The sequence below is a fragment of the Deinococcus radiodurans R1 = ATCC 13939 = DSM 20539 genome, assembly GCF_000008565.1.
Taxonomy (GTDB): domain Bacteria; phylum Deinococcota; class Deinococci; order Deinococcales; family Deinococcaceae; genus Deinococcus; species Deinococcus radiodurans.
Genome location: NC_001263.1, coordinates 1,413,681 through 1,436,300 on the forward strand (window position 1 = coordinate 1,413,681; position 22,620 = coordinate 1,436,300).

Here is a 22,620-nt window from a genome sequence, read left to right on the forward strand (position 1 = left end):
AAGCAAAAGGAAAGCCGGGGCCAGGGCCTCAGCTTTTGTCCTCACGGCGCGGTGGGCATGAGCTAGCCGCCCACCAGCCGGGTCAGAGCGGAGGTCAGCACCGCCACCGCCCGGTCGTACTCGGCTAGGTCGAGACGTTCCTCGGGCGTGTGGTCGAGCGCCGAGTCGCCGGGGCCGTAGGCGAGGGTCGGCACCGGCCAGAGTTCGGCCACCACGTTCATGTCGCTGGTGCCGGTCTTGACCTTGAAGGTCGGCGTCCCCCCCTGCTCGCGGATGGCGACCCGCAGCGCCCGGGTCAGTGCATTGTCCTTGGGATGCCGCACCGCCGACTCGTGGCCGGTGAAGGTAAGGTCGGCGCCCAGCCCTGCGAACGCCTGTTCGATGGCTTCCTCGGCCTGATACGGCGCAAGCGCAGGCGGCAGGCGCAGACCGATGGTGGCCCAGGCCCGCTGCGTGAGCCCGTCGCCCGAGCTGCCGAGGTCTTGCAACGTCACCTGCACGCGGTCGAAAATGCCGCCCCCCCCACTGTCTGCTGGGGCAAATCCGGCGGCCCACTCGCGCACCCGCTGCCAGCCGAGGGTGAGGTCGTCGGCGGCGGAGGTACCGTCGCCCGCCGTGTGGAAGTTGTCTTTTTCCACCCGGACTTTTGCTACCAGCCGGCCCTTGTACCCCAGCGTCAGCCCGGCCCAGCCGCTCGGTTCACCGATCAAAACGAAATCGGGCCGGTGCTGGCGCATGGCGTACCGGGCGCCCTTGCTGCTCGGCGCCTCCTCCTCGGTGGCGCCGATGCAGACGAAGCGGGCGGCGCTCAGCGCCTCGGGGGGCAGAGCCGACACCGCCGCGATGAAGGTGCAGAGGCTCCCCTTGGCGTCCACACTGCCGCGTCCGTGCAGCACGCCCGCCTCGTCCACCCGCACCGGAATGTCGCCGGGCACGGTGTCCATGTGCCCGAGCAGCGCGACGGTGAGTGGGCCACTCCCGCGCACGCCCACCGCGTTGCCCGCCTCGTCCACCTGAGCGTCGAAGCCGCGCCGCGCCATCCAGTCGCGCAGGAACGCGGCGATGGCCTGCTCCTCGCCCGACAGGGAGGGGATGCTGACCGCCTGCCGAATCAGCTCGCGGGCGGCCTGCGCGTCCGGCGTGGGGGTCACCCGTGACGCTCCGGGGTGTTCTCGTCGGCTTCTGTGGAGTTGAAAGTTGCCTGTTCATCCGGCTCAGCGGGAACAGGTTCATCTTCCGCCGCCTCCGGCCCGGCGAGCACCGCCGCCTGAATGGTCTGCAACTGAGCGAGTTCGGCCACGCTGAGCAGAGCGATGGCGCCCACGACGCCCGCAATCAGCACCCAGAGGGCGAGCAGCCGCTGGGCATTGCCGAACATCAGCAGCGCGGTGACGATGGCCCCGATGACGAGGACGCCGGCGAGCAGCCGCAGTCGCCCCGGCACGCCGCGCACCCGTCCGGCCTGGGTACCGAGGTCGCGGCTGGTGTAGTTCAGCGGCTCGGTGGGCGGGACGTGGGGCGGAGCGGGGCTGACCGGTGCTACAGCAACGGTGTGAGCTTCCGGGGCATGGGGCACGGCCTCATATTCGGGCGTGTCGGCGTGCGGTGCGGGCGACTGAACGACGGGCGGCTGAGGCGCGGCCACGATGTGCTGTTCTCCCAGGACCGGCCCGCTGGGGGCAGGACTGGCGGGCGCCGGGGCCGGCTGGCCCGAGGTCGGGTGACGCACCGCGCGGATTTCCACCGAGCCGGGCGGGGGCAGGTTGCGGCCCAGCCCACTGCCGACGGCGCCGCTCAGGCCCAGGCCGTTTTCGCGGGGGCTGCGGGCATCCGCCGCGAGCTGCTCGCGCTGCCCACCCCGGTTGACAGTGATGCGGGGGGCCGGGCTGGAAAACCGCTGCGTCTCGGATTCCGGGCGCCGCACGGCGGTCACGCTCACGCCCTGCTCGGGGTCGGGGCTGGGCTCAGGCGCCGGAGCGCGGGCCGGCTCAGCACGCGGGGTCGGTGCGGGCCGGGGCGCCGGGCTGCTCGCGGCAGGTTCCTCGGCGCGGCTGGAGGCCACGTCTTCGGAGCGCCGGGGGGCGGGGGTATCAACCGGTGCCTGCGCGGGCGCACTGGGGGCGCTCGCCGGGGACGGAGGGGTCAGCGGCGGGGGGGTCAGCGCCTTGATCTTCGCCGTCACGTCGCGGACCTGACCGAAAAACTGCTGCACAGCGTCGCCGTCGAACCCGATCAGGCTGGCGCTCATTGCCACGCCCGCCGGGGTTTCCACACGTAGGGTGCCCTCAGCGTCGCTGTGGATGCGCGAAAGGTCGCGCAGGGTCACGCGGCGGGTGCCGTGTCCGTCGTGGAAAATCAGGTGCTCGCCGGTCAGGGCGAACAGGCCGGAGCCGCCTTCAAGCGAGGCGAGGGCCGGCCCCCGCACGCCGCTGGCATTTAATACCGCTTCTGCCCGTTGACTCATGTGCTGGCCTCCTGTCGGGCCTTCCGGAGGGGTCTGGGAGGCGCCTTCCGCAGCGGCAGTTTCGCCGCCCGCGCTCCCGGCGTCACCACTATGCTCGTCACGCTTCATCGCGGCCCAGCATACCGGGTCTGGTCCGGGGGCCGGGATGGGGGAAGATTTATCGTCGTGCGCTGAAGCTGTCGGCAGACTCAGTTGCAGTTGCAGTTCCGGTCCCGGGGAGCGCCTGTCTGCCGAGTGCCCGCTAGACTCTGGCGCATGAGCCTTCAATCGCCGCCCGAGCTGCCCAGCGGCTTTATTCGCACCTCTGATGTCCTCCACGAGCGCCTGACCCCGGCGCGCGCGCGGCACCTCGACCTGCAATACGGCAACGAGGAACTGCTCTACGGCCTCGACGTGCTGGGGCTGGCGGGGCCGTTTTACCGCACCTCGCCCTGGGAACTCGAAGACGAGCAGGGCGTGCGGCGTATCAACGCCTGCGGGTACGCCGCGCTGCCGTTCGGGGAAATGCCGCCCGCCATCACCAGCTTCATGCAGGAATTTCTGGAACACAACCGCGCCATGACGCTGCCGCAGCAGTCGAGCAGCCCCTGGCGGGCAGCCCTGCAAACCAACCTCGTCAAGCTGCTGTCGCGTGAGCTGCCGAGCCACAGCGACAGCCAGGTCTTCTTCTGCTCGAGCGGCACCGAGGCCATCGAGGGCGCGATGAAGTTCGCCAAGGCGTGGCGCCCGGAGGCGCGGCACTTCATCTCGTTTGGCAGCGGCTACCACGGCAAGACCTACGGCAGCCTCAGCCTGACGCCCAACCCCGAGTACCAGGACGTGTTTCGCCCGCTGGTGCCCGGTGCGCTCACCTCACCCTACGGCGACCTCGATGCGCTGAAGGCTCTGGTGCGCCGCGCGGGACCGGACAAAATCATCGCGGTGGTCGTGGAACCGATTCAGGGTGAGGGCGGGGTCAACATTCCGCCGCCCGGCTTTCTGCGTGGCCTGGGGGAGTTCTGCCGCTCGCACGGCATCGTGGTCATTGCCGACGAGATTCAGACTGGCCTGGGGCGCACCGGCCACTGGTTCGAGTCGGCGGCGCAGGGGCTCGACGCCGACATCATTACCCTCGCCAAACCGCTCGGCGGCGGGCTGGTGCCGGTGGGCGCGACCATCGTCCGGCAGCCCATCTACAAGAAAATGCTCGGCGGCCTGAGCAGCAAGCGCCACTCCAACACCTTCGGCGGCGGGGCGCTGAGCATGGCGGTGGGCCTGAAGTCACTCGAGTACCTGCTCGAAAACGACCTGCCCGCCCGCAGCCGCGCCCTGGGCGAACAGGGCCTGGCCCGCTTGCAGGACTTGCAGCGGCGCTTTCCCAAACTGCTGCAGGCGGTGCGCGGTCAGGGCCTGCTGCTGGCCATGCAGTTTCAGCCGGTGGTCGGGCTGGCGCTGCCGGGCGCGATTCGTGAACTGGTCTACGAGGGCACCGCGATTCTGGCGCTGCGCGAACTGCACCACGCCCGCGTCATGGCGAACCTCAGCCTCAGCAGCAAACGGGTGGTGCGCCTCTCCCCCGCGCTCGACATGCCGCAGGACGTGTTCACCGAGCTGATGGACCGGGTCGAACGCTTCGCGCAGCTCAACCCCAACGCCCGCAGTCTGGTCACGCATACGCCCGCGCCCACGCTGCTGCGGCTGGCGACCTTCGCGGCGAGCAAGCCCAAAAAGCGCACGCCGAGCGACGGGTAAAGCGCGACGTACGGCTGACGCTCAGGCCAGCCCGCACGCCCGTTGCAGCAGCAGATGCACCTCGTCGCGGCTGAGGCGGCGCGGGCGCAGGGTCAGGCCGCTCGGCAACGGCGCGGGCCGGTCCGGGCGCGGCTGATAGCCGAACTCGGGCCGCGCCACCAGTTCGCGCCCGCTCGTCAGGGCGACCACGAAGTCGAGCCGCAGCACGTAATCGGTGTTCAGCAGCTCGCGCAGTGGCCCCACGTCCCCGGCAAGCAGGGCGACGAGGGCAGGATGCGGAGCGAAGCCGTCTTCCAGGTCGCGCAACAGCGGCGCGGGGTCGAGCAGCAGCCCCGCGCCGGGCAGCTCATACCCCGCGACGCGGCGCCGGGCGCTGTCGGGGCTGTCGCCGCGCACCACACTCACCTGCCGCCCGGCCCGCGCCGCCCCGGCGAGCAGTTGCCACAGCCGCCCCAGGCTGGAATAGGTCGCCAGGCCCAGGTAGCCGGCAGGTTTGCCCGCGATGGGCCGGGTGGGGCGCTCGGCGGCAGAAGAGGTCACGGAGGCATTGTGCCAGAGCTCAACGGTTTTAATCCGATTCCCGAACATCCGGAAGAGGCGCCGGATGCCCGTCCATCTCCTTAGAACCGTATTTTTTCCATGCACTCCGCGCAAAATTGCGCCCGGACATGTCCGGGACTCAATTTGAAACCGTATCAGGCCTCAATCACTCGCCCTTCGTCAGCCCCGTGCCCTGAAAAGTGCCTTCCCAGGCGTTGAGAATGCGCCCGCCACGCACCAGCAAGACCGCCGGGTAGGTGCCCACCTTGAGCTGCCGGGCAAACTGCGTCGCCTCCGGACCACGCCAGGGCTTCAGGCCCGCCGGGGCCGGCGAGGTCACGTCCTCGGCGTTGACGGCGCGCACCGGCAGGCCGCTCCGCAGCACCGCGCCCCACAATTCACCGAGGTCGCCGCAGTCGTGGGTGTAGACCACCACGACCTCGCGCTCGGCACTCTGCCAGGGGTGGGCCGGCAGCAGCTCTCCCAGCCGCACGCGGGCGTCCGCCCCCCCCGCGCCGAGCGCCAGCAGCAGCGAGAGCAGCGGCGCCCCCAGCCGCCGGGCCGGGAAGGCGAATGCAGGGCGTGAAGCGCGGGCCGGGCCGGAAAGGTCTGCCATAGCTTCCCGACTATGCCCGCGCCCCGCGCCGCGCCGGATGACGGCAGGGTGAGAAGGCTCAGCGCACGCAGCACGGAAAACCGCCCGGCATAGGGCGCGGGCGGTGTAGGAAGGGGGCAGGAGCTCAGGGCTGCGCGGGTTTCTGTGCAGGTTTTTGAGTGGCGGGCGCCACCGGCAGCGGGGCCTGCGGCTTGACCTGCTTGAGCGCGGCGGGGTCGGGCTGCTGGTCGGTGAGCGGCGCGGGGTTGGCGGCGGGCGCGTACCGGGCAACTGCCGGATTTCCACTCGGCGCTGCACCACGTTCTCGGGCGGGGTGAACTCGGTGGCGATGCGGCCCGTGGCGCGGTCGATGTCCACGACCACCGTGTTCGCGTCCTGGGTGCCGGGGTCGAAGGTGGTTTCGGAGTACTTGGGGCCTTCGGGCACTGCTTCGGGCACGACTTCGGTCGTGCTGCGGCGGTAGCGGGGGTCCATCATGGCGACCGTCACGCCCGGCAGCGTGGCCTCGCCCACCGGCACGCGGTAGATGCCGGGCGGCTCGTTGAACTTGACCGGCGTCTTGTCCTTGTGCGCGAGCTCCATCATGCGGCGCCAGATGGGGCCGTTGACCCAGCCGGAGTAGTAGTTGCGCGACATTTCGCCGCTCTGCTGCTTGCCGACCCAGACGGCGCCGGTGTAGATGGGGGTGGTCCCCACGAACCAGAAGTCCTTGTTGCCGCTGGTCACGCCGTTGGTGGTGCCGGTCTTGCCGCCCACCGGCCAGTCGCCAAACTTCGCGCGGCTCGCCAATCCGCCCTGCTGGTCGCCGAGGTCGTTGACCACGCCGCGAATCATGTCGAGGCCAAGGTAGGCCACTTGCGGCGACCACACGCGGGTCGGCAACTGCACGTCGGTGTCGGCGTCGTAGAGCACCTCGCCGCGTGCATTGGTCACCTTGGTGATGTAGCGCGGCGGGCGGTACAGGCCCCCGTTGACGAAGGGCGCGTAGGCCGCCGCCAGCTTGACCGGGGTGGTTTCCACCGCGCCCAGCGCCGCCGCGTAGCTGGTGCCTTCGTTCGGCGGAATGTCGAGCAGCTTGAGCTTGTTGAAAAAGGTCTCAAGGCCCACGTACTCGGCCACGCGCACCGCGACGAGGTTCAGCGACTTGTCGAGGCCCTCGCGGATGGTCATGGAGCGGTTGGTCGTGATGCCTTCCCAGTCCTGCGGGCAGTACCAGCCGCCGCGCGAGCCGATGTCGCGGGTGCACCAGCGGGTGTCTTGCTGGCGCATGAGCTGCGTGGCGCCTTTTTCCAGCGCGGTGGTGTAGAGCAGCGGTTTGATGGTCGAGCCCACCTGCCGCTGGCCCTGCGCGGCGTTGTTCCAGTCGGCGGGCGGGTCGCTGCCCACCAGCTTTTGCCCGATCATGCCGCGCACCTCGGCGGTGTAGGGATCGATGATGACGGCGGCCAGGGTGGTGCCGGGCGGCAGCGCCTGTCCCTGAGCCGTCATGTAGCCGTAGTAGGTTTCGCGGCTGGCGGTTTCGACGGCGTTTTGCACCTTGGGGTCGAGCGTGGTGTACACCCGCAGCCCGCCGGACTCGCGCACCTTTTCGCGCCCGAAGCGCCGAATCAGTTCGTCCTCGACCTGCCGGACGAAGTGCGGGGCGCGGGTGGTCGTCACGGCCTTGAGTTCCTTGGCGCTGGGGTCGGTCAGCTTGGCGCTTTTGACGTTGCCCGCGTCGTCGTAGACGATGGTCCAGCCGCGCGGCTGGATCTTTTCCTTCCAGGCGGCGTCGGCCTGGTTCTGGGTGATCCAGCCGTCTTGCACCATGCGCGCCAGCATCACCTTCATGGCGGGGCGCACCTGCCGCTCGAAGTTCTCGTAGCGGTTGCGCGGGTTGGGAATCAGAGAAGTCAGGTAGGCCGCCTGCGCCAGCGTCAGGTCCTTGGGCGCCGTGCGGAAATACGCCTGCGCCGCCGAGTACACGCCGTAGAGCTCAACCGGGCCGCCGTCGCCCCAGTAGATCGCGTTGAGGTAGTCCTGCAAAATCTCGGACTTGGTAAAGGACCGCTCGACCTGCGCCGAGAGCAGCCACTCCTTGACCTTGCGGTCGGGGGTACGGGCCTGGTTGTACTCCTCGAGCAGCAGGGTGTTCTTGACGAGCTGGTTGGTCAGGGTCGAGCCGCCTTGCACCTCTTCACCGCGTGCGAGGCGCTGCACCTGCCGCGCCAGCCCGAGGGGATCGAGACCGTAGTGCTCGAAAAAGCGCCGGTCCTCGTTGGCGATCAGTGTGCCGACCATGAAGGGGCTGACCTCGTCGAGTTGCACCAGGGTGCGGCTGACCGCCTGATCACCGATGCGCGGAATCAGGGTGCCCAGCGGCGTGTTGTCGCGGGCATACACGCGGGTCTCGGCGCCGAGCGAACGGGTCAGGTTATCGAGCTCGCGGTAATCGGGCAGTTCACGGCCCCACTGGGCCACGTAGGTGGCCGCCACGCCGACGCCTGCAACGAGCGCCGCGATCACCAGAGACGACAGGAACTTGAGAAAACGCAGGAAGAAAATCAATGCCGGGCCTCCTGGGGCGGGCGCATACCACATGCGCGGGGAGCGGACAGGGCAGATAGAAGGAAAAGAACCGTCACGGGATCAGAGGAGATACGAGTTCAAAGGGGATAGAGACTCCCGCCGCGCCGCGCCTCGATGAGCTGGTTGACCCGGCCACGCAGCAGTTTGCCCGACACCGGCTTGACCACAATGTCGTCGGCGCCGACCAGTTTGGCCTGATCGCGCGTCTGGTCGTCGTCGACGGTGGAAAGCAGCAGCACCGCACACCCGCGCAGGCGTTTGATGCGCTTGACCCGCGAGCAGATCTCGAAGCCGTCCATGTAGGGCATCTTCACGTCGAGCAGCAGGGCGTCGGGGGTGTGGCTTTGCAGGTAGGCCAGGGCGGCGCGGCCATCCGGCACCGCCACGATTTCGTGCCCGTCGGCGGAGAGGATGACTTCCAGCATGGTTCTGATGGCCGGCTCGTCGTCAGCGACGAGAATGGTATACGCCATAACCGCCATGATACCCGCCGCGCCGAGGCCGGGGCAACGCGGGAAGGCAGCATGGTATCAGACGAGCGGTCAGTTCTCCCGGCGCCGTCCCAGCGCGCCGCGCAGCCAGTGCAGCGCGCCCTGGGGCGGCGGCGCCAGCGTCAGGCCGACCTGGGCGGCAATCTGCTCAGCCACCTGCTGCGTGCCGAGGCCAGCGGTGTCGATGTGGGTCTGAAACTGCTCGCCACGCAGTTCATTGAGGCGGTCTTCGACGGTGCCCACGTTGACCTGGGGCTGACCGTCGCGCCGCAGCCGCTCAAGCACCACGTTCAGCGGCGCAATCAGGGTGAAGTGGTGCACGCTCAGGCCCCGGTCTTTCAGGCCGCTCATCAGGCGGCGGTGCCGGGCGGTGTCGCTGATGGACACTGGGACGATCAGGGGGCCGGCGGCCTCGCGGCTGGCGTACTGCAACGCGTCGAGCATGAGGGGAATCCACATCGGGTGTTCCTGCGGGTCGCCGCTGAAGCCGGGGGTCAACTTTCGCAGCGCCTGCCCCATTTCCTCGGGCTCGAACACGAAGCTGCCCGGCAGACGCTCGTGCAGCGTATGGGCGGTGTGGGTCTTTCCCACGCCAAAGGGGCCGTTGATCCAGATGATAGGCGAGCGCATCGGCGTCACCCTAGACGAAGCCCTCTGACCAAATTGGCACGGCTGCTGCCCACAGGTCAGGCTCATTTTTCGAATGCTTTCTAGAGATCAGCATTGTTTTACATTCGCCAAGCGATTTTCTTTCTTGGTATGCATTAGGATAGTCAACATGATCGTGGTGAAGGTAGGCGGCAGCGATGGCATCGATTACGACGCGGTGTGTGCGGACCTCGCGGAGCGCTGGCAGGCGGGAGAAAAACTCATTCTGGTGCACGGCGGCAGCGGCGAAACCAACCGGGTGGCCGAGGCGCTGGGGCACCCACCGAAGTTCGTGACGAGTCCGAGCGGCTACACCTCGCGCTTTACCGACCGGCAAACGCTCGAAATTTTCGAGATGGTGTACTGCGGCAAGATGAACAAAGGGCTGGTCGAGCGGCTGCAACGGCTGGGCGTCAATGCGGTGGGCCTGAGCGGTCTCGACGGGCGCATCTTCGAGGGCAAGCACAAAGACAGCGTGCGCTCGGTGGAGAACGGCAAGGTCAAAGTGCTGCGCGGCGACCACACCGGCACAGTGGAAAAGGTGAACACCGGGTTGATCGAACTGCTGCTCGGCGCGGGTTATCTGCCGGTCTTGACGCCGCCCGCCGCCAGCTACGAGGGCGTCGCCATCAACGTGGACGGGGACCGCGCCGCCGCGCAACTCGCCGCCGCGCTGAGGGCCGAGGCGCTGCTGCTGCTCTCCAACGTGCCGGGCCTGCTGCGCGACTACCCCGACGAGGCCAGCCTGATTCGTGAAATCCCGGCGAACGACGTGGAGAGTTACCTCGAATTCGCGCAGGACCGCATGAAAAAGAAGGTGCTCGGCGCCGCCGAAGCGGTGGCCGGGGGCGTGGGCCGGGTCGTGTTCGGCGACGCCCGCGCCGGCAAGCCCATTTCGGCGGCGCTGGCTGGGGAGGGGACTGTGGTTTCCTAGAGCATTTGACAGAAAACCCTCACCCCTTGCTTTGCAAGGCCCTCTCCGCAAGCGGCTCCCTGAGTCTCATCAAGGTAGAGGGTCAAAGACAGACCAGATTATTGTGTCAAATGCTCTAAGTGGCATTTCCTGATGGGTCATTTCTTGAACGGGCGGCCAGCAGAGGCGCTCGCCCGCTACACTCTCCCCTGCCATGCTGAGTGCCACCGACCTCCTTGCCTTCCTTGCCCAGCGCGGCGGCCAGGAATACCGCACCGCCGCGACGACGCAAAGTGGCCGGGGCAAGCGGGCCGTGACCCGCGAGGTCGGCGAGTACCGCTTCACCATGCGCGGCGAGAGCGTGCAGGCCACCGGCCCCAGCGGGCAAACGCGCCAGCTCTCGCGGGCCGAGTTTGGGGAGATTTTCGGAAGTTACCTGTTCCGCGAGCCGCTGCCGACGGGTGAGATGACGGACTTAGGGCCGCTGTTCGGCTAGGGCCCATTCCCCCCCCAAAGAGGGGGCAAACTTGTGCCCCTGCTCATCCAAAATGAGAACTTTTCTGGCAGAATAGGAAAGTTGCGCTGACAGGTGCACTGCTTTGTGAATGTTCCCCCTGAACCGTGACTGCGGCCCGCCGAAGTGCACCCGGGCGCCCACAGGCACGAGGTTCAGCCAAAGGACGGAGGAGAGAGCATGTTCAACCCCCCTACCCTCGAAGACCTGCAAGAAACGCGGCGCGCCAACGAAAAGCTGGTGCTTGCCGCTCTGGAAAGCAAACCCGAATGGGTCGAGACCGAGCTCGCCAAGACCACCGGGCTGGCGCTCTCGCACCTGCGGGCGGCCCTCGCCAGCCTGCTCGATCAGGGCCGGGTGCGCCGCCTGCCCGGCACCGGCACCCGCGCCGTGTACGGACTGGCCGACCCTGGCCTCGCCGACGTGCCCGCCACCCCGCTCACCGAAAACGCCAAGAAGGTCCGCGACTACCTCGAAGGCCGCGCCGACTCCGCGCTGTACATGAGCGACCAGTTGCGCCTGACCCGTGAGGAAGTCATGGCCGCGCTGTCACTGCTCAACGCGCACGGCATGATCACCTGCACCTTCGTGGGCAGCCTGGTGATTTTCCGTCTGAAGGAAGCCCCCGGCGCCACCCCTGAGCCCGAAGTGCCCGCCAAGGGTGGTCGCAGCTCGGCCAAGAAGCAGACGACGGCCTGAGCCTCAGCTCAAACAGCATCTCAACCCCCGGCAGCGCCCCGTGCGCCTCGCCGGGGGTTTTCGTTGCTGGGCGCGGCGCAGTGACTGGGGACAACCGGAAGCTGACACGGCGGCTGCTATGCTGCTCCTTATGAAACTTGTGCTGGCCGTCATTCAGGACGCCGACGCGGCGGCGCTGATGCGTGCCCTGTCGGAACAACATTTCGAAGCCACCAAGCTCGCCAGCACCGGCGGCTTTCTGCGCGAGGGCAACACCACCCTGATGATCGGCGTGGACGACCAGCGTCTCGACACCCTCAGAACCCTGATCGGTCAGACCTGCCGCAGCCGCACCCGGCTCGTTCCCGCACGCGGTCTGGTCAGCGAAAGCGAAGGCGGCGTCGCGCAGGAGCCGGTCGAGGTGCCGGTGGGCGGCGCAGTGATTTTCGTGCTCGGGGTGGAGGATTTCGTCAAGGTGTAGAGGGCAAACGAAAGTGCGGAGAGGGAAGCTCTGAGCCTTCCTCTCCGCACTTTTTCTGTCCGCTGAGCTGTAATTTCTCTGGATTTCACCCCCCAGGGTTGGGGGATTCAATCGCAGTTTGTCTCAGTCGCGCCCGAACAGCTTGCCGATCTTGCCGAACAGCCCCTCGTGTTCCTCGGGTACCTCGTCGCCCACAGCGCGGGCGTAGGCTTGCAGGGCGTCTTTTGCCTCGGCGTTGAGGTGCTTGGGGACCACAATTTCGTAATCGACAATCAGGTCGCCCGTGCCCGCGCCCTGGAGCCGGGGCATCCCCTGGCCGCGCAGACGGTGAAGTTCGCCGTGCTGGGTGCCGGGTTTGACCTCGACTTCCTGCGGGCCGTCGAGGGTGGGCACCTGGATGCGCCCGCCGAGCGCCGCCGTCGCAAAGCCGATGCGGGCGGGGAAAATCAGGTTCTCGTCCTGGCGGTGCAGTTCAGGGTGCGGCTCCATCTCGATATGCACGTAGAGGTCGCCGTTGCCGCCGGGGCCTTCGTTGCCCTGGCCCGCCACGCGGATGCGGTAACCCTCGTCGATGCCTTTGGGCAGCTTGACCTTGACCGGCTCGGACTTGAGGGTGCGCCCGCGCCCGTGGCAAACGGTGCAGGGGTCCACCACCATTTTGCCGTCGCCCTTACAGGTCGGGCAGACCTGCTGGGTTTCCACCACGCCGAAAATGGTGCGGGCTTGACCGCGCACGGCGCCGCTGCCGTTGCAGGTCGAGCAGGTGACGGGCGGCTTGCCGCCGGGTTCGGTGCGGGTGCCGTGGCAGTGCTCGCACTCGGTCAGGCGGTCCACCGTGACTTCGACTTCCTCGCCCGCGCGCGCCTGCTCGAGCGTAATACGCACTTCGGTTTCAAGGTCGTCGCCCCGCGCCGGGCCGCGCCGTCCGCGTCCACCCATGCCCGCCGCGCCGCCGAACAGCTGCTCGAAGATGTCCATGGGGTCGAAGCCCACGCCGCCCATGCCCCCCATCCCGCCGAAGGRGTCGCCGCCGGGCATCCCCGCGCCGGGCGCCGAGCCGAAGCGGTCGTAGTGGGCGCGTTTTTCGGTGTCGCTCAGGACCGAGTAGGCCTCGCTGACCTGCGCGAATTTCTCGGCGGCGCCCTCTTCCTTGTTGCGGTCGGGGTGCAGCTTGAGGGCGAGCTTGCGGTAAGCACTCTTGATTTCGTCGGCGCTCGCCGTCCGCGACACGCCCAGCAGTTCGTAGTAGTCCATAGGTCTTCTTTTTCGCCGGGACAGATCAGCCCGGCCTCCGCTCCCCAGGTTAACACGAGCACACTCAAGAAAAGTGGCGCGGGTATGGAAGGTCTGATTTGCTTCCTGGCGCCATGCCGTATCCTGTTCCATGCGCCAAATATTGAGATGGGGAGTCGTGTCTGCCGTCACCGCTGCGCTGCTCGGAAGCGCAGCCTGGGCCGGAAACTGGCCCGCCGTGCGGCAGGTCAGTTTTTCGGCGGACAACCGCCGGGTGCTGGTGCTGACAGGTTACGTGCAGGACGGCTCCGGGTTCCCACAGGCGGCGCTGCACCTGCTCGACACCGGCACGGGCCGCACCCTCTTTCAGCAGGTCCGCCGCAGCGAGGACACCAGCGTGACGCCGAGCGCCCTGCTCGGTCAATTGCTGCGGACCCAGGCGAGCCGCCTCAAGGCCGCCGGCATCAATCCCGCCCGCAGCAACCGCCCGCGCTATCTGGGGCCGCAGCCCACCTTCCCCCAGTGGACCGACGCCCTGCAAAGCGGACAAAGCCGCACCCAGCCGGTGTTTCTGTGGTCGCGTCCGGTGCCCTTCGTCCTGAAGGTGCAGCGCGTGGCGGCGCCCTGCGCCTATCCTGGCCTACTGCCGGAAGGCGAGGGACCGGCCACCTTTCATCTGAGCGTGAACGGACAGGTCATCGCCGCGCCGCGTGCGCCCGCGGTGCCCTGCGCGGCGCGCTACCTGCTCGACCGGGTGGACCTCAGCGGCAACCGGGTGCTGGTGACGCTGCGGGCGTATGGCCCCGGCTTCGAAGGTCCCGAGGCCACGCCGGTGTTCGTGGCGGCGACGCTGCACTAGGCGCCTGCGTGGGCGGCCTGCGCGCGCTTCCTATACTTGGCCGATGACGTTTTCTCCTCCTGACCTCAGCCGGGTGCCCGGCGTCCTTGGCCGCATCGTGACGGAGCGGGAGGCGGATTACCGCAATGCCGACGCAAGTCTGGGCGAGGCCAGAGCGCCCCACCGCCGTTTCGAGCAGGCGTTGCGGCTKTCGCCCGACGACCGGGGCGCACGCCTGGCGCTGATTGCCGAAGTCAAGCAGGCGAGTCCGAGCGAGGGCGCGATTGCGGCGCTCGACCCGGCACAGGCGGCGCGGGCCTACGCCGAGGGCGGCGCGGCGGCCATCAGTTGCCTGACCGAGCCGCGTCACTTCGGCGGCAGCCCGGAGGCGCTGCGGGCGGTGGTCGCCGCGAGTGAGGTGCCGGTGCTGCGCAAGGATTTCGTCGTTCACCCCGCCATGCTGCGCGAGGCCGCCGAGTGGGGCGCGGGCGCGGCGCTCCTGATGGTCAGCGTCTTGGGCGAGCGGCTGCCCGAGTTTCTGGCGATGACCGAGCACCTCGGTCTCGATGCCCTGGTCGAAGTCCACGACGAACGCGAACTCGATATCGCTCTTGCCGCCGGGCCGCGCATCCTGGGCATCAACAACCGCGACCTGACCACCCTCAAGATTGACCTCGGCGTCAGTCCCCATCTCATGGCGCGTGCCCGCGCGGCTGGCTTCAGCGGGGTGCTGGTGGCGGAAAGCGGCTACCGCGCTCCTGCCGACCTGCGTGAGGTCTACGGCCTTGCCGACGCCGTGCTGGTGGGCACTTCGCTCGCCGGCAGTGGGGACCTCGCCGGGGCGGCGCGGGCGCTGCTGGCCCGCTGAGCGGCGCGGCCTGCTCCCCCATCGCCGCTCTCATGAGCAGTGGGGTATCCTCTCCCCTGCATGACTCGACTCGACACCCCCGCGAAGCCCGCGCCCAGCACGCTGCAAAAGCTCTGGAAGGAACTGCTCGAACCCATCTTGTTCGCCGTCGTCATCACGCAGTTCGTGGCGACGCTGGTGGGGGTGGATGGCAACTCCATGCTGCCGGGCCTGCGCAACCGCGAGCGCGTCTTCGTGCCCAAGTACGAAACTTGGCTGCACAAGGCCGGCGTGGGCAACTTCAAACGCGGCGACATCCTGATTTTCAAACCGCCCGCCCAGGCCGCCCAGAAAATCGAAAACCTCAACCGCTCGTTTCTGGGCCTGTGGAACTACCGGCCCTTCCTGATCAAGCGCCTGATCGGGCTGCCCGGCGACAAGATTCGCATTTCCGGCGGCGAGGTTTATCTCAACGGCGCCAAGCTCGACGCGAGCTGGACGACCGGCTACTGGCAGCAGCAGGAGTGCTGGGACACGCAAAGCGACCTCGCCACGCAGGCCACCTCGGGCCGCGCCGGGGTGATGCCCGACCAGCCCGAATTCACCGTGCCCGCCGGCACCTACTTCGTGATGGGCGACAACCGCACGGTCAACGGCTCGGAAGACTCGCGCATGTTCGGCCCAGTGCCGCTGCGGGACATCGCGGGCCGCGCCGCCGCCGTCGTGTGGCCGGTCATGCGCAAGAGCAACCTGAAGTACGACTGCGCCGCCGAAACGGCGGGCGAACTCTCGGGCGAGAACGAGCTGAACTGGCGCGTGCTGAACCGCCCGCCCGGCTTCAGCGCGGTGCCGGCCCCGACGACGCCCTGACCCCAAGCTTTTCTGACCCCGAGCTTTTTTGAGTCCGGCTGGCGCTGCGGCGCCGGCTTTTTCTTTGGTCTACCGGCCCGTCTAGATTCGGGCCGGCGGCACACGCGGCGCGCGGCGGGCCGGGCGGGTACACTGTCTGCCGTTCGTTTATCCATCTTTATCTTTTGCCTGGGGGCCCTTTTATGTGCGCCTAGGAACCGGAGGACTTGTTATGCCCGAAGCCGTCATCGTCTCCACCGCCCGCACCCCTATCGGCAAGGCCTACCGGGGCTTTCTCAACGACACCCACGGCTCTGACCTCGGCGCCCACGCGGTCAAGCACGCCATCGAGCGCGCGGGCGTGAACCCCGCCGACATCGAAGACGTGATCATGGGCGCCGGCAACCCCGAAGGCGCGACCGGCAGCAACATCGCCCGCCAGATTGCGCTGCGCGCCGGGCTGCCGGTTACGGTCAGCGGCGTTACCGTCAACCGCTTTTGCTCCAGCGGCCTGAACACCATCGCCCTCGCCGCCAACCATGTGATGGCCGGGCAAGGCGACGTGTTCGTGGCAGGCGGCCTGGAAAGCATCAGCCTCACCCAGAACGAGCACGCCAACACCTTCCACCTGCGCGGCGAGTGGCTGCTGGAGCACAAGCCCGACATCTACATGAGCATGTTGCAGACCGCCGAGGTCGTCGCCGAGCGCTACGGCATCTCGCGCGAGCGTCAGGACGAGTACGGCTACCAGTCGCAGATGCGCACCGCCGCCGCGCAGCAGGCCGGCAAGTTCGACCATGAAATCGTGCCGATGACTGCCACCATGAAGGTGCAGGATAAGGCGACCGGCGAAATTTCGACCCAGGAAGTCACCCGTAAGCTCGACGAGGGCAACCGCCCCGACACCACCCTCGAAGGCCTTGCCAAGCTCAAGCCGGTGTTCGAGGGCGGCGTGATCACCGCCGGCAACGCCTCGCAGCTCTCCGACGGCGCGGCGGCGGTGGTCGTGATGAACAGCGACGTGGCCCGTGAACGCGGCCTGCAACCGCTCGGCGTTTTCAAGGGCTTCGCGGTCGCCGGCTGTGAACCCGACGAGATGGGCATCGGCCCGGTGCTTGCCGTGCCCAAGCTGCTCAAGCGCCACGGCCTGAGCGTGGACGACATCGACCTCTGGGAACTGAACGAAGCCTTCGCCGTGCAGACCCTGTATTGCCGCGACAAGCTCGGCATCGACCCCGAGAAGTTCAACGTGAACGGCGGCGCCATTTCCATCGGGCACCCTTACGGCATGAGCGGCGCGCGCCTGACCGGGCACATCCTGCTTGAGGGTCAGCGCCGGGGCGCCAAGCACGTCGTCGTGACCATGTGCGTGGGCGGCGGCATGGGCGCGGCGGGCCTGTTCGAAGTGCTCTGAGCCTTTCGCAGCCTGCGGGGGAGGATGAGGGCAGCGACCCGCTATCCTCCCCCCATGCTTTTGTGGTTCGTCGTCATCTTCATCCTGCTCAGTGCTACGGGCATCCTGTACCTCACCCTCGGCCCGCTGAAAACGGCGGCGAACGTGAGCACCCTGCGGGCCTTCGCGGCGGTGCAGTACCTCTGCGCGGCGATTCTGGCGCTGGCGAGGGCATTCGGCAAAGCCTGACGCTGCCTGGGTACGTCCCATTCAAAGGAGCCTTATGACCGAGGTCCACACCATTGACCTGAACTTTCAGGACACGCCCGGCGTCATCGCGTCCTACGTCTTCGACACCGGCGACGGCCTCGCCGTGGTCGACACCGGGCCGACCTCCACCCTGCCCGCGCTGGAAGAAGGGCTGCACGCGTTCGGCGCCGAGTTGCGCGACCTGCGCCACCTGCTGCTGACTCACATCCACTTCGACCACGCGGGCGCGGCGGGCACGCTGCTGGAGCGGCTGCCCAAGGCGAAGGTGTATGTCCACGAGCGCGGCGCCCCCCACCTTGCCCGCCCGGAAAAGCTGGTGGCGAGTGCCACGCAGATTTACGGCGACGAGATGGACCGGCTATGGGGCGAGATGCGGCCCATCGACCCCGACCGCATGAAGGTGCTGGCGGGCGGCGAGTTCTGGCGCACGGGCGACGCGGAGGTGCGGGCGCTGTACACGCCGGGGCACGCGGTTCACCACCTCGCCTATCAGGTGGGCGACGACCTGTACGTGGGCGACGTGGGCGGCGTGCGTCTGGCGGCGGCCCAGACCTCGCGGGCGCCGACGCCGCCGCCAGACATCGACCTGGAAATCTGGCGCGACAGCGTGGCGACCCTACGCGACCTCGACGCCCGCACTTTGCACCTCGCGCACTTCGGCAGCTACCCGCATGAGGCGCGGCACTGGGACGGCCTGCTGGAGAAGATGGACCTGGACGCCGGCTGGGTGCGCGACGGTCTGGAAGCGGGGCGCGGCTTCGAGTCCATCTCGGCGGAAGTCACTGAGCGGCTGCTGGACGAACTCGGGCAAGAAGGCGCCGACCTGCCCGCCCGCTACGAGTTCGCCTGCCCGCCGTGGATGAGCGTGCAAGGGCTGATGCGTTACTGGACGCGGAAAGCAGCGCGGTCAGGTACACCTGGTTCTTGACAGAAAAAGATACCCTCACCCCTGCCTGCGGCAGGCCCTCTCTGCGGCGCAGCTCTTCGAGTCCCATCAAGGTAGAGGGTCAAAAACACAAAGCAGTTCTTTTGCCAAATGTCCCAGAGTACTTGACATCAAGACGTGACGTTGTTGACCCTCTCCCCGTGTGGGAGAGGGTCTTTGCTTCAGCAAAGGGGTGAGGGTGACCCCCGACCAGCTCTTCCCCACCCAAACGGCCAAGCCGTTTCCCGACCCGTACAATCAACCCCGATGAAAGTTCTGGTCATCGGAAGCGGCGGGCGCGAGCACGCCATCGTGGACGCCTGTGCTCGCGCGGGTCATGAGGTGCTGTGTACCCCCGGCAATCCCGGCATCGCGGCGCAGGCCCGGCTGCTCGCCTCGCCGCAGGACGCGCCCACCCTGGCGGACCTGGCAGTCCGTGAAGGCGCAGACGTGGTGATTGTCGGCCCCGAGGCTTACCTCGCAGCGGGCGTGGTGGACGAATGCGAGCGTAGGGGCGTGCCCGCTTTTGGCCCATCACAAGCAGCGAGCCGACTGGAAGGTGACAAGGCGTGGAGTAAGGCATTTATGGTGCGGCACGGGATTCCCACCGCCCAGCACCGCTCGTTTGACACTCTGGACGCAGCGCTGAGTCACGCGGCGACCCAGACCCCGCCCATCGTGGTGAAGGACGCGGGCCTCAAGGCGGGCAAGGGCGTGACCATTGCGCACAGCGTCGCCGAGGCCGAGGCCGCCCTGCGCGAGATTTTTACCCAGACTGGCGCCCAGGCGGTCATCGAGGATTTCATGACCGGACAGGAAGTCAGCATCTTGGCGCTGACCGACGGCAAGCGGTACGCGTTGACACCGCCCTCACAGGACCACAAGACCATCTACGAAGGCGACACCGGCCCGATGACCGGCGGGATGGGCGTCATCTGCCCCTTTCCGGTGGGCGAGGAGCAACTGAATATTATCCGCCGCGACATCGTGGAAAAGACGCTGGCGGGGATGCGGGCCGAGGGGATTCCCTTTCGTGGCGTGCTGTACGCGGGCCTGATGCTGACGCCGCAGGGGCCGAAAGTGGTGGAGTTCAACGCCCGTTTTGGTGACCCGGAGGCCGAGGCGGTGCTGCCACTGCTGGAATCGGACCTTGCGCAGCACGCACTCGACGCGGCGCGGGGCCAGCTCGACCCAGCCCAGGTGCGCTTCCGCGACGGCGCGAGTGCAGTGGTCATCCTTGCCGCGCCCGGTTACCCTGCCGAGCCGCGCAAGGGCATTGTGCTGGATATTCCCGCCGACTCGCCCGAAGCGAAGGTGTTTCACGCCGGAACCACCGAGCGGGACGGCCAACTGGTCAGCAGCGGCGGGCGCGTGCTGGCCGTGACTGGCCTGGGCGAAAGCCGCGAGGACGCGCTGAGCCGGGCCTACGCGCTGGCCGACTGCATCGGCTTCGTGGGGGCGCAGTTGCGCCGCGATATCGGTTTCCGCATCGGGTTGGGGGGCAAGCCGAACTAAAGGAAACCTCATCCCCAGACGGACCCCGCCCGCCACACTGGGGCATGACCAACCGATATGGTGATGAACCCCTGGGCAAGAGCGTGGAACAGGTGCAGCGGGAAAGCGGCAACCTCGTCAACTCGCCGGTGGAAGGTGAAGCACGGCGCGAGCAGGAAAACGCCGAAATGCTGGTCGTGCCCGCCGTGCCCAATGCCAACCAGACCGGCACACCAGCGGTCGCTGTGAACCCCGGCGCCCTGGTCGAACCCGGCAGCGGGGCCGATGATGGGCGGGCGCAGTCGGTGTCGGACGGCGAAACTGAGAACGCCTGAGCGGCGGGAGGGTGAAAAGGCGCGGGGAGTGGGCCGCGCTTTTTTGCTGTTTTGAATGGGTGGGAAGAGACCTTTCTGCCGTCTGGTCTGAGAGCTACCTCATCCCTGCCTGCGGCAGACCCTCTCTGCGGCACAGCTCTCCGAGGCCCACCAGTGGCGAGGGTCAAAAACACTTATTTACGTCAATTGCGCTATTTCCCACGCTGTCCTCCGCCCTTATACTGACCCCATGACCCCCCACCGCGCCCGGCCCATGCCATTGCCCCCGCGCCGCTGAAAAGACGCGGGGGAGACGGGCAGCCTGTGGGGGTTGCCCTTTTTCGTGGCCATTTTCGTTTATGCTGACAAGGTTGGTGCGGCCTGCCTCTCATCAGGGTACGCGCCGCACGCAGGAGAGTGAACCGTGCAAAATCCCCCCCAGCACCCTGAGGCCCAGTCCCCCGAGACCCGGGACCGTGAGTTTTTCATCACCGCCGCCATCGACTATGCCAACGGCACCCCGCACATCGGGCACGTCTACGAAAAGATTCTGGCCGACGCGATTGCCCGTTACCAGCGCCTCGCCGGGCGCGACGTGACGTTTGTGATGGGCACCGACGAGCACGGCGAAAAAATCAGCAAGGCGGCGGCCAAAGGGGGCGTGACCCCGCAGGAGCTGGTGGACGACCTCTCGGAGCGGGCCTTTCAGGGCCTGTGGAAAAAGCTCGGCATCAGCTACGACTTTTTTATCCGCACCACCTCGGCCAAGCACAAGAAATATGTGCAGGACGTGCTTCAGCGGGTCTACGATGCGGGCGACATCTACTTTGCCGAGTATGAGGGCCTCTACTCGGTGGGCGCCGAGCGCTACGTGACCGAGAAGGAACTGGTGGAAGGCCCCGACGGCGTGCGGCGCTTCCCCGGCGACAAGGACCCGCCCGAGCTGCGGCGCGAGGCCAACTACTTCTTCAACATGCAGAAGTACCAGCCCTGGCTGCTGGAGACCTTGCAGCAAAACCCCGACCTGATTCAGCCCGCCGGCTACCGCAACGAGGTGCTGGAGATGCTGAAAGAGGACATCGGCCCACTGAGCATCAGCCGCCCCAAGGCGCGGGTGCCGTGGGGCATCGAGCTGCCCTGGGACACCGACCACGTGACCTACGTGTGGTTCGATGCGCTGCTGAGCTACCTGACGCCGCTGGTGAGCCAGGGGCAGGACGCCAGCATGAGCGGCAAGGCGTGGCACGTCATCGGCAAGGACATCCTCAAGCCGCACGCGGTGTTCTGGCCGACCATGCTGCGCGCCGCCGGGCTGCCGCTCTACCGCCGCTTGGTGGTGCACAGCCACATCCTCGCCGAGGACGGGCGCAAGATGGGCAAGAGCCTGGGCAACGCGATTGACCCCGAAGAACTGGTTGCCGCGTGGCCGGTGGACGCCATTCGGTATGCGCTGCTGCGCGAGGCGTCGCTGGGGGCCGACAGTCCCTTCGGTGAGGGCGTACTGGTTAGCCGCCTGAACTCGGACCTCGCCAACGACCTCGGCAACCTGCTTTCGCGCACCGTGAGCATGATTCAGAAGTACAGAGGCGGCGTGATTCCGGCAGCGACCGAGCCGACCGACCGCGAACGCGAGATTGAGGCGGCGGCGCGCGCCCTCCCAGACGAAGTGCTGCGGCTGGTGGACGAACTGAAAATCAATATGGCGATCGACGCCGCGATGAGCTTCGTGCGCGACCTCAACCGCTACATCGCCGAGTCCACGCCCTGGACCCTCGCCAAGTCGCCGGAGACGCAGGGCCGCCTCGACACCGTGCTCTACACCGCCGCCGAGGGGCTGCGCGTAGCGAGTGTGGCGCTCGAAGCCGTGATTCCGACCAAGGCGAAGGAACTGCGCGAGCAGCTCGGCCTGGGCCGCCAAGGCTACCCCCTGCAAGCCGCTTGGGGCCTGACCCCCGCCGGCACCCGCGTGCAGGGCGGCGCCATCCTGTTTCCCAAGCCCGAGCCGAAGGCGGACGAAACGAAAAACGCCGAGGCCAAGCCCCCCAAGCCCCAAGCCAAGAAAGAGAAAAAGACCGTGACCGACACTGCTCCCGCCAAGACCACCGAACAGAAGCCCGAAGCTGCCGCCCCTGCCCAGAACGACGGCCTGATTTCGATCGACGACTTCGCCAAGATCGACCTGCGAATCGCCGAAGTCGTGGCCTGTGAAGCGGTGGAAAAGGCCGACAAGCTGCTCAAGCTGACCGTCAAGCTCGGCGACGAGACGCGCACGGTGGTCAGCGGCATCCGCAAGTGGTACGAACCCGAAGCGCTGGTGGGCCGCAAGGTCGTGCTGGTCGCCAATCTCAAGCCCGCCAAGCTGCGCGGCATCGAGTCGCAGGGCATGATTCTGGCAGCGGAGGACGACGCCGGGAACCTCGACCTGGTGGGAACCGAGCTGGACCTGCCGAGCGGGACCAAAGTTCGTTGATGGTTGATAGGTAAGAGTTGACGGAGAAGGAGCCCTGGCGCGAGCTGGGGCTTTTTTCTATCCACCAGCAACCTTCAGCGGGAGGGCGCTCCACTGCGCCACCATCAGAAAAGCGCTGCTTGCGGCTCCATTGCGTGCCCTCCCATTCCTTTCCCACTCGCATCCGCTCAGCCTAGAGCAGTTCTCCGAATTACGCGTGCGGCGGAACAACACCGCCATCCGCTCCATTCTCTGCTTCGAAGCTTTGCAAGTCCGTTCTGCTCCGTGTTTTGCACTCGCTCTCTTCGAGCTGTCCCAGTCCGCTCGCCAAAAAGCTGTGCCATCTTTTTGTCAAATGCTCTAA

Annotated in this window: 21 protein-coding genes and 1 pseudogene; 14 read left to right on the forward strand and 8 right to left on the reverse strand. The window is 67.4% G+C overall.

Translation table 11 applies throughout. From position 1 onward, the window contains the following. Nucleotides 1-62 precede the first annotated feature (62 nt). Both DR_RS07245 and DR_RS07250 read right to left on the reverse strand, forming a co-directional pair. Nucleotides 63-1,151 (reverse strand): [LysW]-lysine hydrolase, encoded by a 1,089-nt coding sequence (locus DR_RS07245; RefSeq protein ID WP_010888052.1) that lies wholly within the window; start codon nt 1,149-1,151, stop codon nt 63-65. Next, the gene (locus DR_RS07250; RefSeq protein ID WP_162177709.1) at nt 1,148-2,464 is read right to left on the reverse strand and encodes a hypothetical protein; all 1,317 of its coding nucleotides are present in this window, start codon (nt 2,462-2,464) and stop codon (nt 1,148-1,150) included. Before DR_RS07250 ends, DR_RS07245 begins: the two co-directional genes overlap by 4 nt. A gap of 255 nt (nt 2,465-2,719) precedes the next feature. Between DR_RS07250 and DR_RS07255 the strand changes: the two genes are divergently transcribed. After that, nucleotides 2,720-4,195: an aspartate aminotransferase family protein gene (locus DR_RS07255; protein WP_034350448.1), complete on the forward strand. Its 1,476-nt coding sequence runs from the start codon at nt 2,720-2,722 to the stop codon at nt 4,193-4,195. 21 nt (nt 4,196-4,216) lie between these two features. On the opposite strand, the gene DR_RS07260 is transcribed toward DR_RS07255, so the two are convergent. From DR_RS07260 to tmrD, 5 genes and pseudogenes are all read right to left on the reverse strand, one after another. Next, complete coding sequence (locus DR_RS07260) at nt 4,217-4,849, reverse strand: hypothetical protein (protein ID WP_010888055.1); 633 nt, start codon at nt 4,847-4,849, stop codon at nt 4,217-4,219. A 52-nt stretch (nt 4,850-4,901) separates the two neighbouring features. Next, nucleotides 4,902-5,288 (reverse strand): hypothetical protein, encoded by a 387-nt coding sequence (locus tag DR_RS17240; RefSeq protein ID WP_027480046.1) that lies wholly within the window; start codon nt 5,286-5,288, stop codon nt 4,902-4,904. A 699-nt stretch (nt 5,289-5,987) separates the two neighbouring features. After that, nucleotides 5,988-7,931 (reverse strand): annotated as a pseudogene (locus DR_RS17245) (transglycosylase domain-containing protein); the annotation flags it as partial. Nucleotides 7,932-7,996: 65 nt separating this feature from the next. Further along, nucleotides 7,997-8,401, reverse strand: a complete 405-nt coding sequence (locus tag DR_RS07275; protein ID WP_010888057.1) for a response regulator — start codon at nt 8,399-8,401, stop codon at nt 7,997-7,999. A 60-nt stretch (nt 8,402-8,461) separates the two neighbouring features. Further along, nucleotides 8,462-9,049, reverse strand: a complete 588-nt coding sequence (gene tmrD / locus DR_RS07280; RefSeq protein ID WP_010888058.1) for a putative tunicamycin resistance ATP-binding protein TmrD — start codon at nt 9,047-9,049, stop codon at nt 8,462-8,464. A 139-nt stretch (nt 9,050-9,188) separates the two neighbouring features. On the opposite strand from tmrD, the gene DR_RS07285 reads away from it, so the two are divergent. The 4 genes from DR_RS07285 (at nt 9,189) to DR_RS07300 (ending at nt 11,644) form a co-directional block, all read left to right on the forward strand. Beyond that, on the forward strand, nt 9,189-9,992 hold the full coding sequence (locus DR_RS07285) for a [LysW]-aminoadipate kinase (RefSeq protein ID WP_010888059.1): 804 nt from the start codon (nt 9,189-9,191) through the stop codon (nt 9,990-9,992). A 193-nt stretch (nt 9,993-10,185) separates the two neighbouring features. Next, nucleotides 10,186-10,467, forward strand: a complete 282-nt coding sequence (locus DR_RS07290) for a hypothetical protein (protein WP_010888060.1) — start codon at nt 10,186-10,188, stop codon at nt 10,465-10,467. Nucleotides 10,468-10,665: 198 nt separating this feature from the next. Further along, nucleotides 10,666-11,184: a transcriptional regulator gene (locus DR_RS07295; RefSeq protein WP_027480048.1), complete on the forward strand. Its 519-nt coding sequence runs from the start codon at nt 10,666-10,668 to the stop codon at nt 11,182-11,184. 130 nt (nt 11,185-11,314) lie between these two features. Next, a complete protein-coding gene (locus DR_RS07300) occupies nt 11,315-11,644 on the forward strand; it encodes a cyclic-di-AMP receptor (protein ID WP_027480049.1) in 330 nt (109 codons plus the stop codon). A 123-nt stretch (nt 11,645-11,767) separates the two neighbouring features. On the opposite strand, the gene dnaJ is transcribed toward DR_RS07300, so the two are convergent. Then, nucleotides 11,768-12,898, reverse strand: coding sequence for a molecular chaperone DnaJ (dnaJ, locus tag DR_RS07305; protein WP_164927968.1), 1,131 nt, complete (start codon nt 12,896-12,898; stop codon nt 11,768-11,770). Nucleotides 12,899-13,055: 157 nt separating this feature from the next. Between dnaJ and DR_RS07310 the strand changes: the two genes are divergently transcribed. The 9 genes from DR_RS07310 to metG all read left to right on the forward strand — a co-directional run bounded on the left by DR_RS07310 (nt 13,056) and on the right by metG (nt 22,277). After that, the gene (locus DR_RS07310) at nt 13,056-13,736 is read left to right on the forward strand and encodes a DUF2259 domain-containing protein (RefSeq protein ID WP_227085930.1); all 681 of its coding nucleotides are present in this window, start codon (nt 13,056-13,058) and stop codon (nt 13,734-13,736) included. A gap of 43 nt (nt 13,737-13,779) precedes the next feature. Beyond that, nucleotides 13,780-14,583 (forward strand): indole-3-glycerol phosphate synthase TrpC, encoded by an 804-nt coding sequence (gene trpC, locus DR_RS07315; protein WP_010888065.1) that lies wholly within the window; start codon nt 13,780-13,782, stop codon nt 14,581-14,583. A gap of 60 nt (nt 14,584-14,643) precedes the next feature. Further along, on the forward strand, nt 14,644-15,432 hold the full coding sequence (gene lepB / locus DR_RS07320) for a signal peptidase I (protein WP_034350452.1): 789 nt from the start codon (nt 14,644-14,646) through the stop codon (nt 15,430-15,432). Between the two features lie 211 nt (nt 15,433-15,643). Continuing rightward, nucleotides 15,644-16,825: an acetyl-CoA C-acyltransferase gene (locus tag DR_RS07325; protein ID WP_027480052.1), complete on the forward strand. Its 1,182-nt coding sequence runs from the start codon at nt 15,644-15,646 to the stop codon at nt 16,823-16,825. A gap of 54 nt (nt 16,826-16,879) precedes the next feature. Beyond that, on the forward strand, nt 16,880-17,053 hold the full coding sequence (locus DR_RS16405; protein WP_034350455.1) for a hypothetical protein: 174 nt from the start codon (nt 16,880-16,882) through the stop codon (nt 17,051-17,053). A 34-nt stretch (nt 17,054-17,087) separates the two neighbouring features. Next, complete coding sequence (locus DR_RS07330) at nt 17,088-18,002, forward strand: MBL fold metallo-hydrolase (protein WP_010888069.1); 915 nt, start codon at nt 17,088-17,090, stop codon at nt 18,000-18,002. Between the two features lie 264 nt (nt 18,003-18,266). Beyond that, a complete protein-coding gene (gene purD, locus DR_RS07335) occupies nt 18,267-19,514 on the forward strand; it encodes a phosphoribosylamine--glycine ligase (RefSeq protein ID WP_027480053.1) in 1,248 nt (415 codons plus the stop codon). Between the two features lie 44 nt (nt 19,515-19,558). Next, entirely contained in the window at nt 19,559-19,828 is a 270-nt protein-coding gene (locus DR_RS07340) for a hypothetical protein (RefSeq protein WP_010888071.1), read from the forward strand. A 403-nt stretch (nt 19,829-20,231) separates the two neighbouring features. Further along, nucleotides 20,232-22,277, forward strand: a complete 2,046-nt coding sequence (gene metG, locus DR_RS07345) for a methionine--tRNA ligase (RefSeq protein WP_010888072.1) — start codon at nt 20,232-20,234, stop codon at nt 22,275-22,277. Nucleotides 22,278-22,620: the final 343 nt, after the last annotated feature.

Coding starts and splice junctions, on each gene's coding strand:
- DR_RS07250 (WP_162177709.1), bottom strand. CDS start 2,464: ATGAGTCAACGGGCAGAAGCGGTATTAAATGCCAGCGGCGTGCGGGGG.
- DR_RS07255 (WP_034350448.1), top strand. CDS start 2,720: ATGAGCCTTCAATCGCCGCCCGAGCTGCCCAGCGGCTTTATTCGCACC.
- DR_RS07275 (WP_010888057.1), bottom strand. CDS start 8,401: ATGGCGGTTATGGCGTATACCATTCTCGTCGCTGACGACGAGCCGGCC.
- DR_RS07285 (WP_010888059.1), top strand. CDS start 9,189: ATGATCGTGGTGAAGGTAGGCGGCAGCGATGGCATCGATTACGACGCG.
- DR_RS07290 (WP_010888060.1), top strand. CDS start 10,186: ATGCTGAGTGCCACCGACCTCCTTGCCTTCCTTGCCCAGCGCGGCGGC.
- DR_RS07295 (WP_027480048.1), top strand. CDS start 10,666: ATGTTCAACCCCCCTACCCTCGAAGACCTGCAAGAAACGCGGCGCGCC.
- DR_RS07300 (WP_027480049.1), top strand. CDS start 11,315: ATGAAACTTGTGCTGGCCGTCATTCAGGACGCCGACGCGGCGGCGCTG.
- lepB (WP_034350452.1), top strand. CDS start 14,644: ATGACTCGACTCGACACCCCCGCGAAGCCCGCGCCCAGCACGCTGCAA.
- DR_RS07325 (WP_027480052.1), top strand. CDS start 15,644: ATGCCCGAAGCCGTCATCGTCTCCACCGCCCGCACCCCTATCGGCAAG.
- DR_RS16405 (WP_034350455.1), top strand. CDS start 16,880: ATGCTTTTGTGGTTCGTCGTCATCTTCATCCTGCTCAGTGCTACGGGC.
- DR_RS07330 (WP_010888069.1), top strand. CDS start 17,088: ATGACCGAGGTCCACACCATTGACCTGAACTTTCAGGACACGCCCGGC.
- purD (WP_027480053.1), top strand. CDS start 18,267: ATGAAAGTTCTGGTCATCGGAAGCGGCGGGCGCGAGCACGCCATCGTG.
- DR_RS07340 (WP_010888071.1), top strand. CDS start 19,559: ATGACCAACCGATATGGTGATGAACCCCTGGGCAAGAGCGTGGAACAG.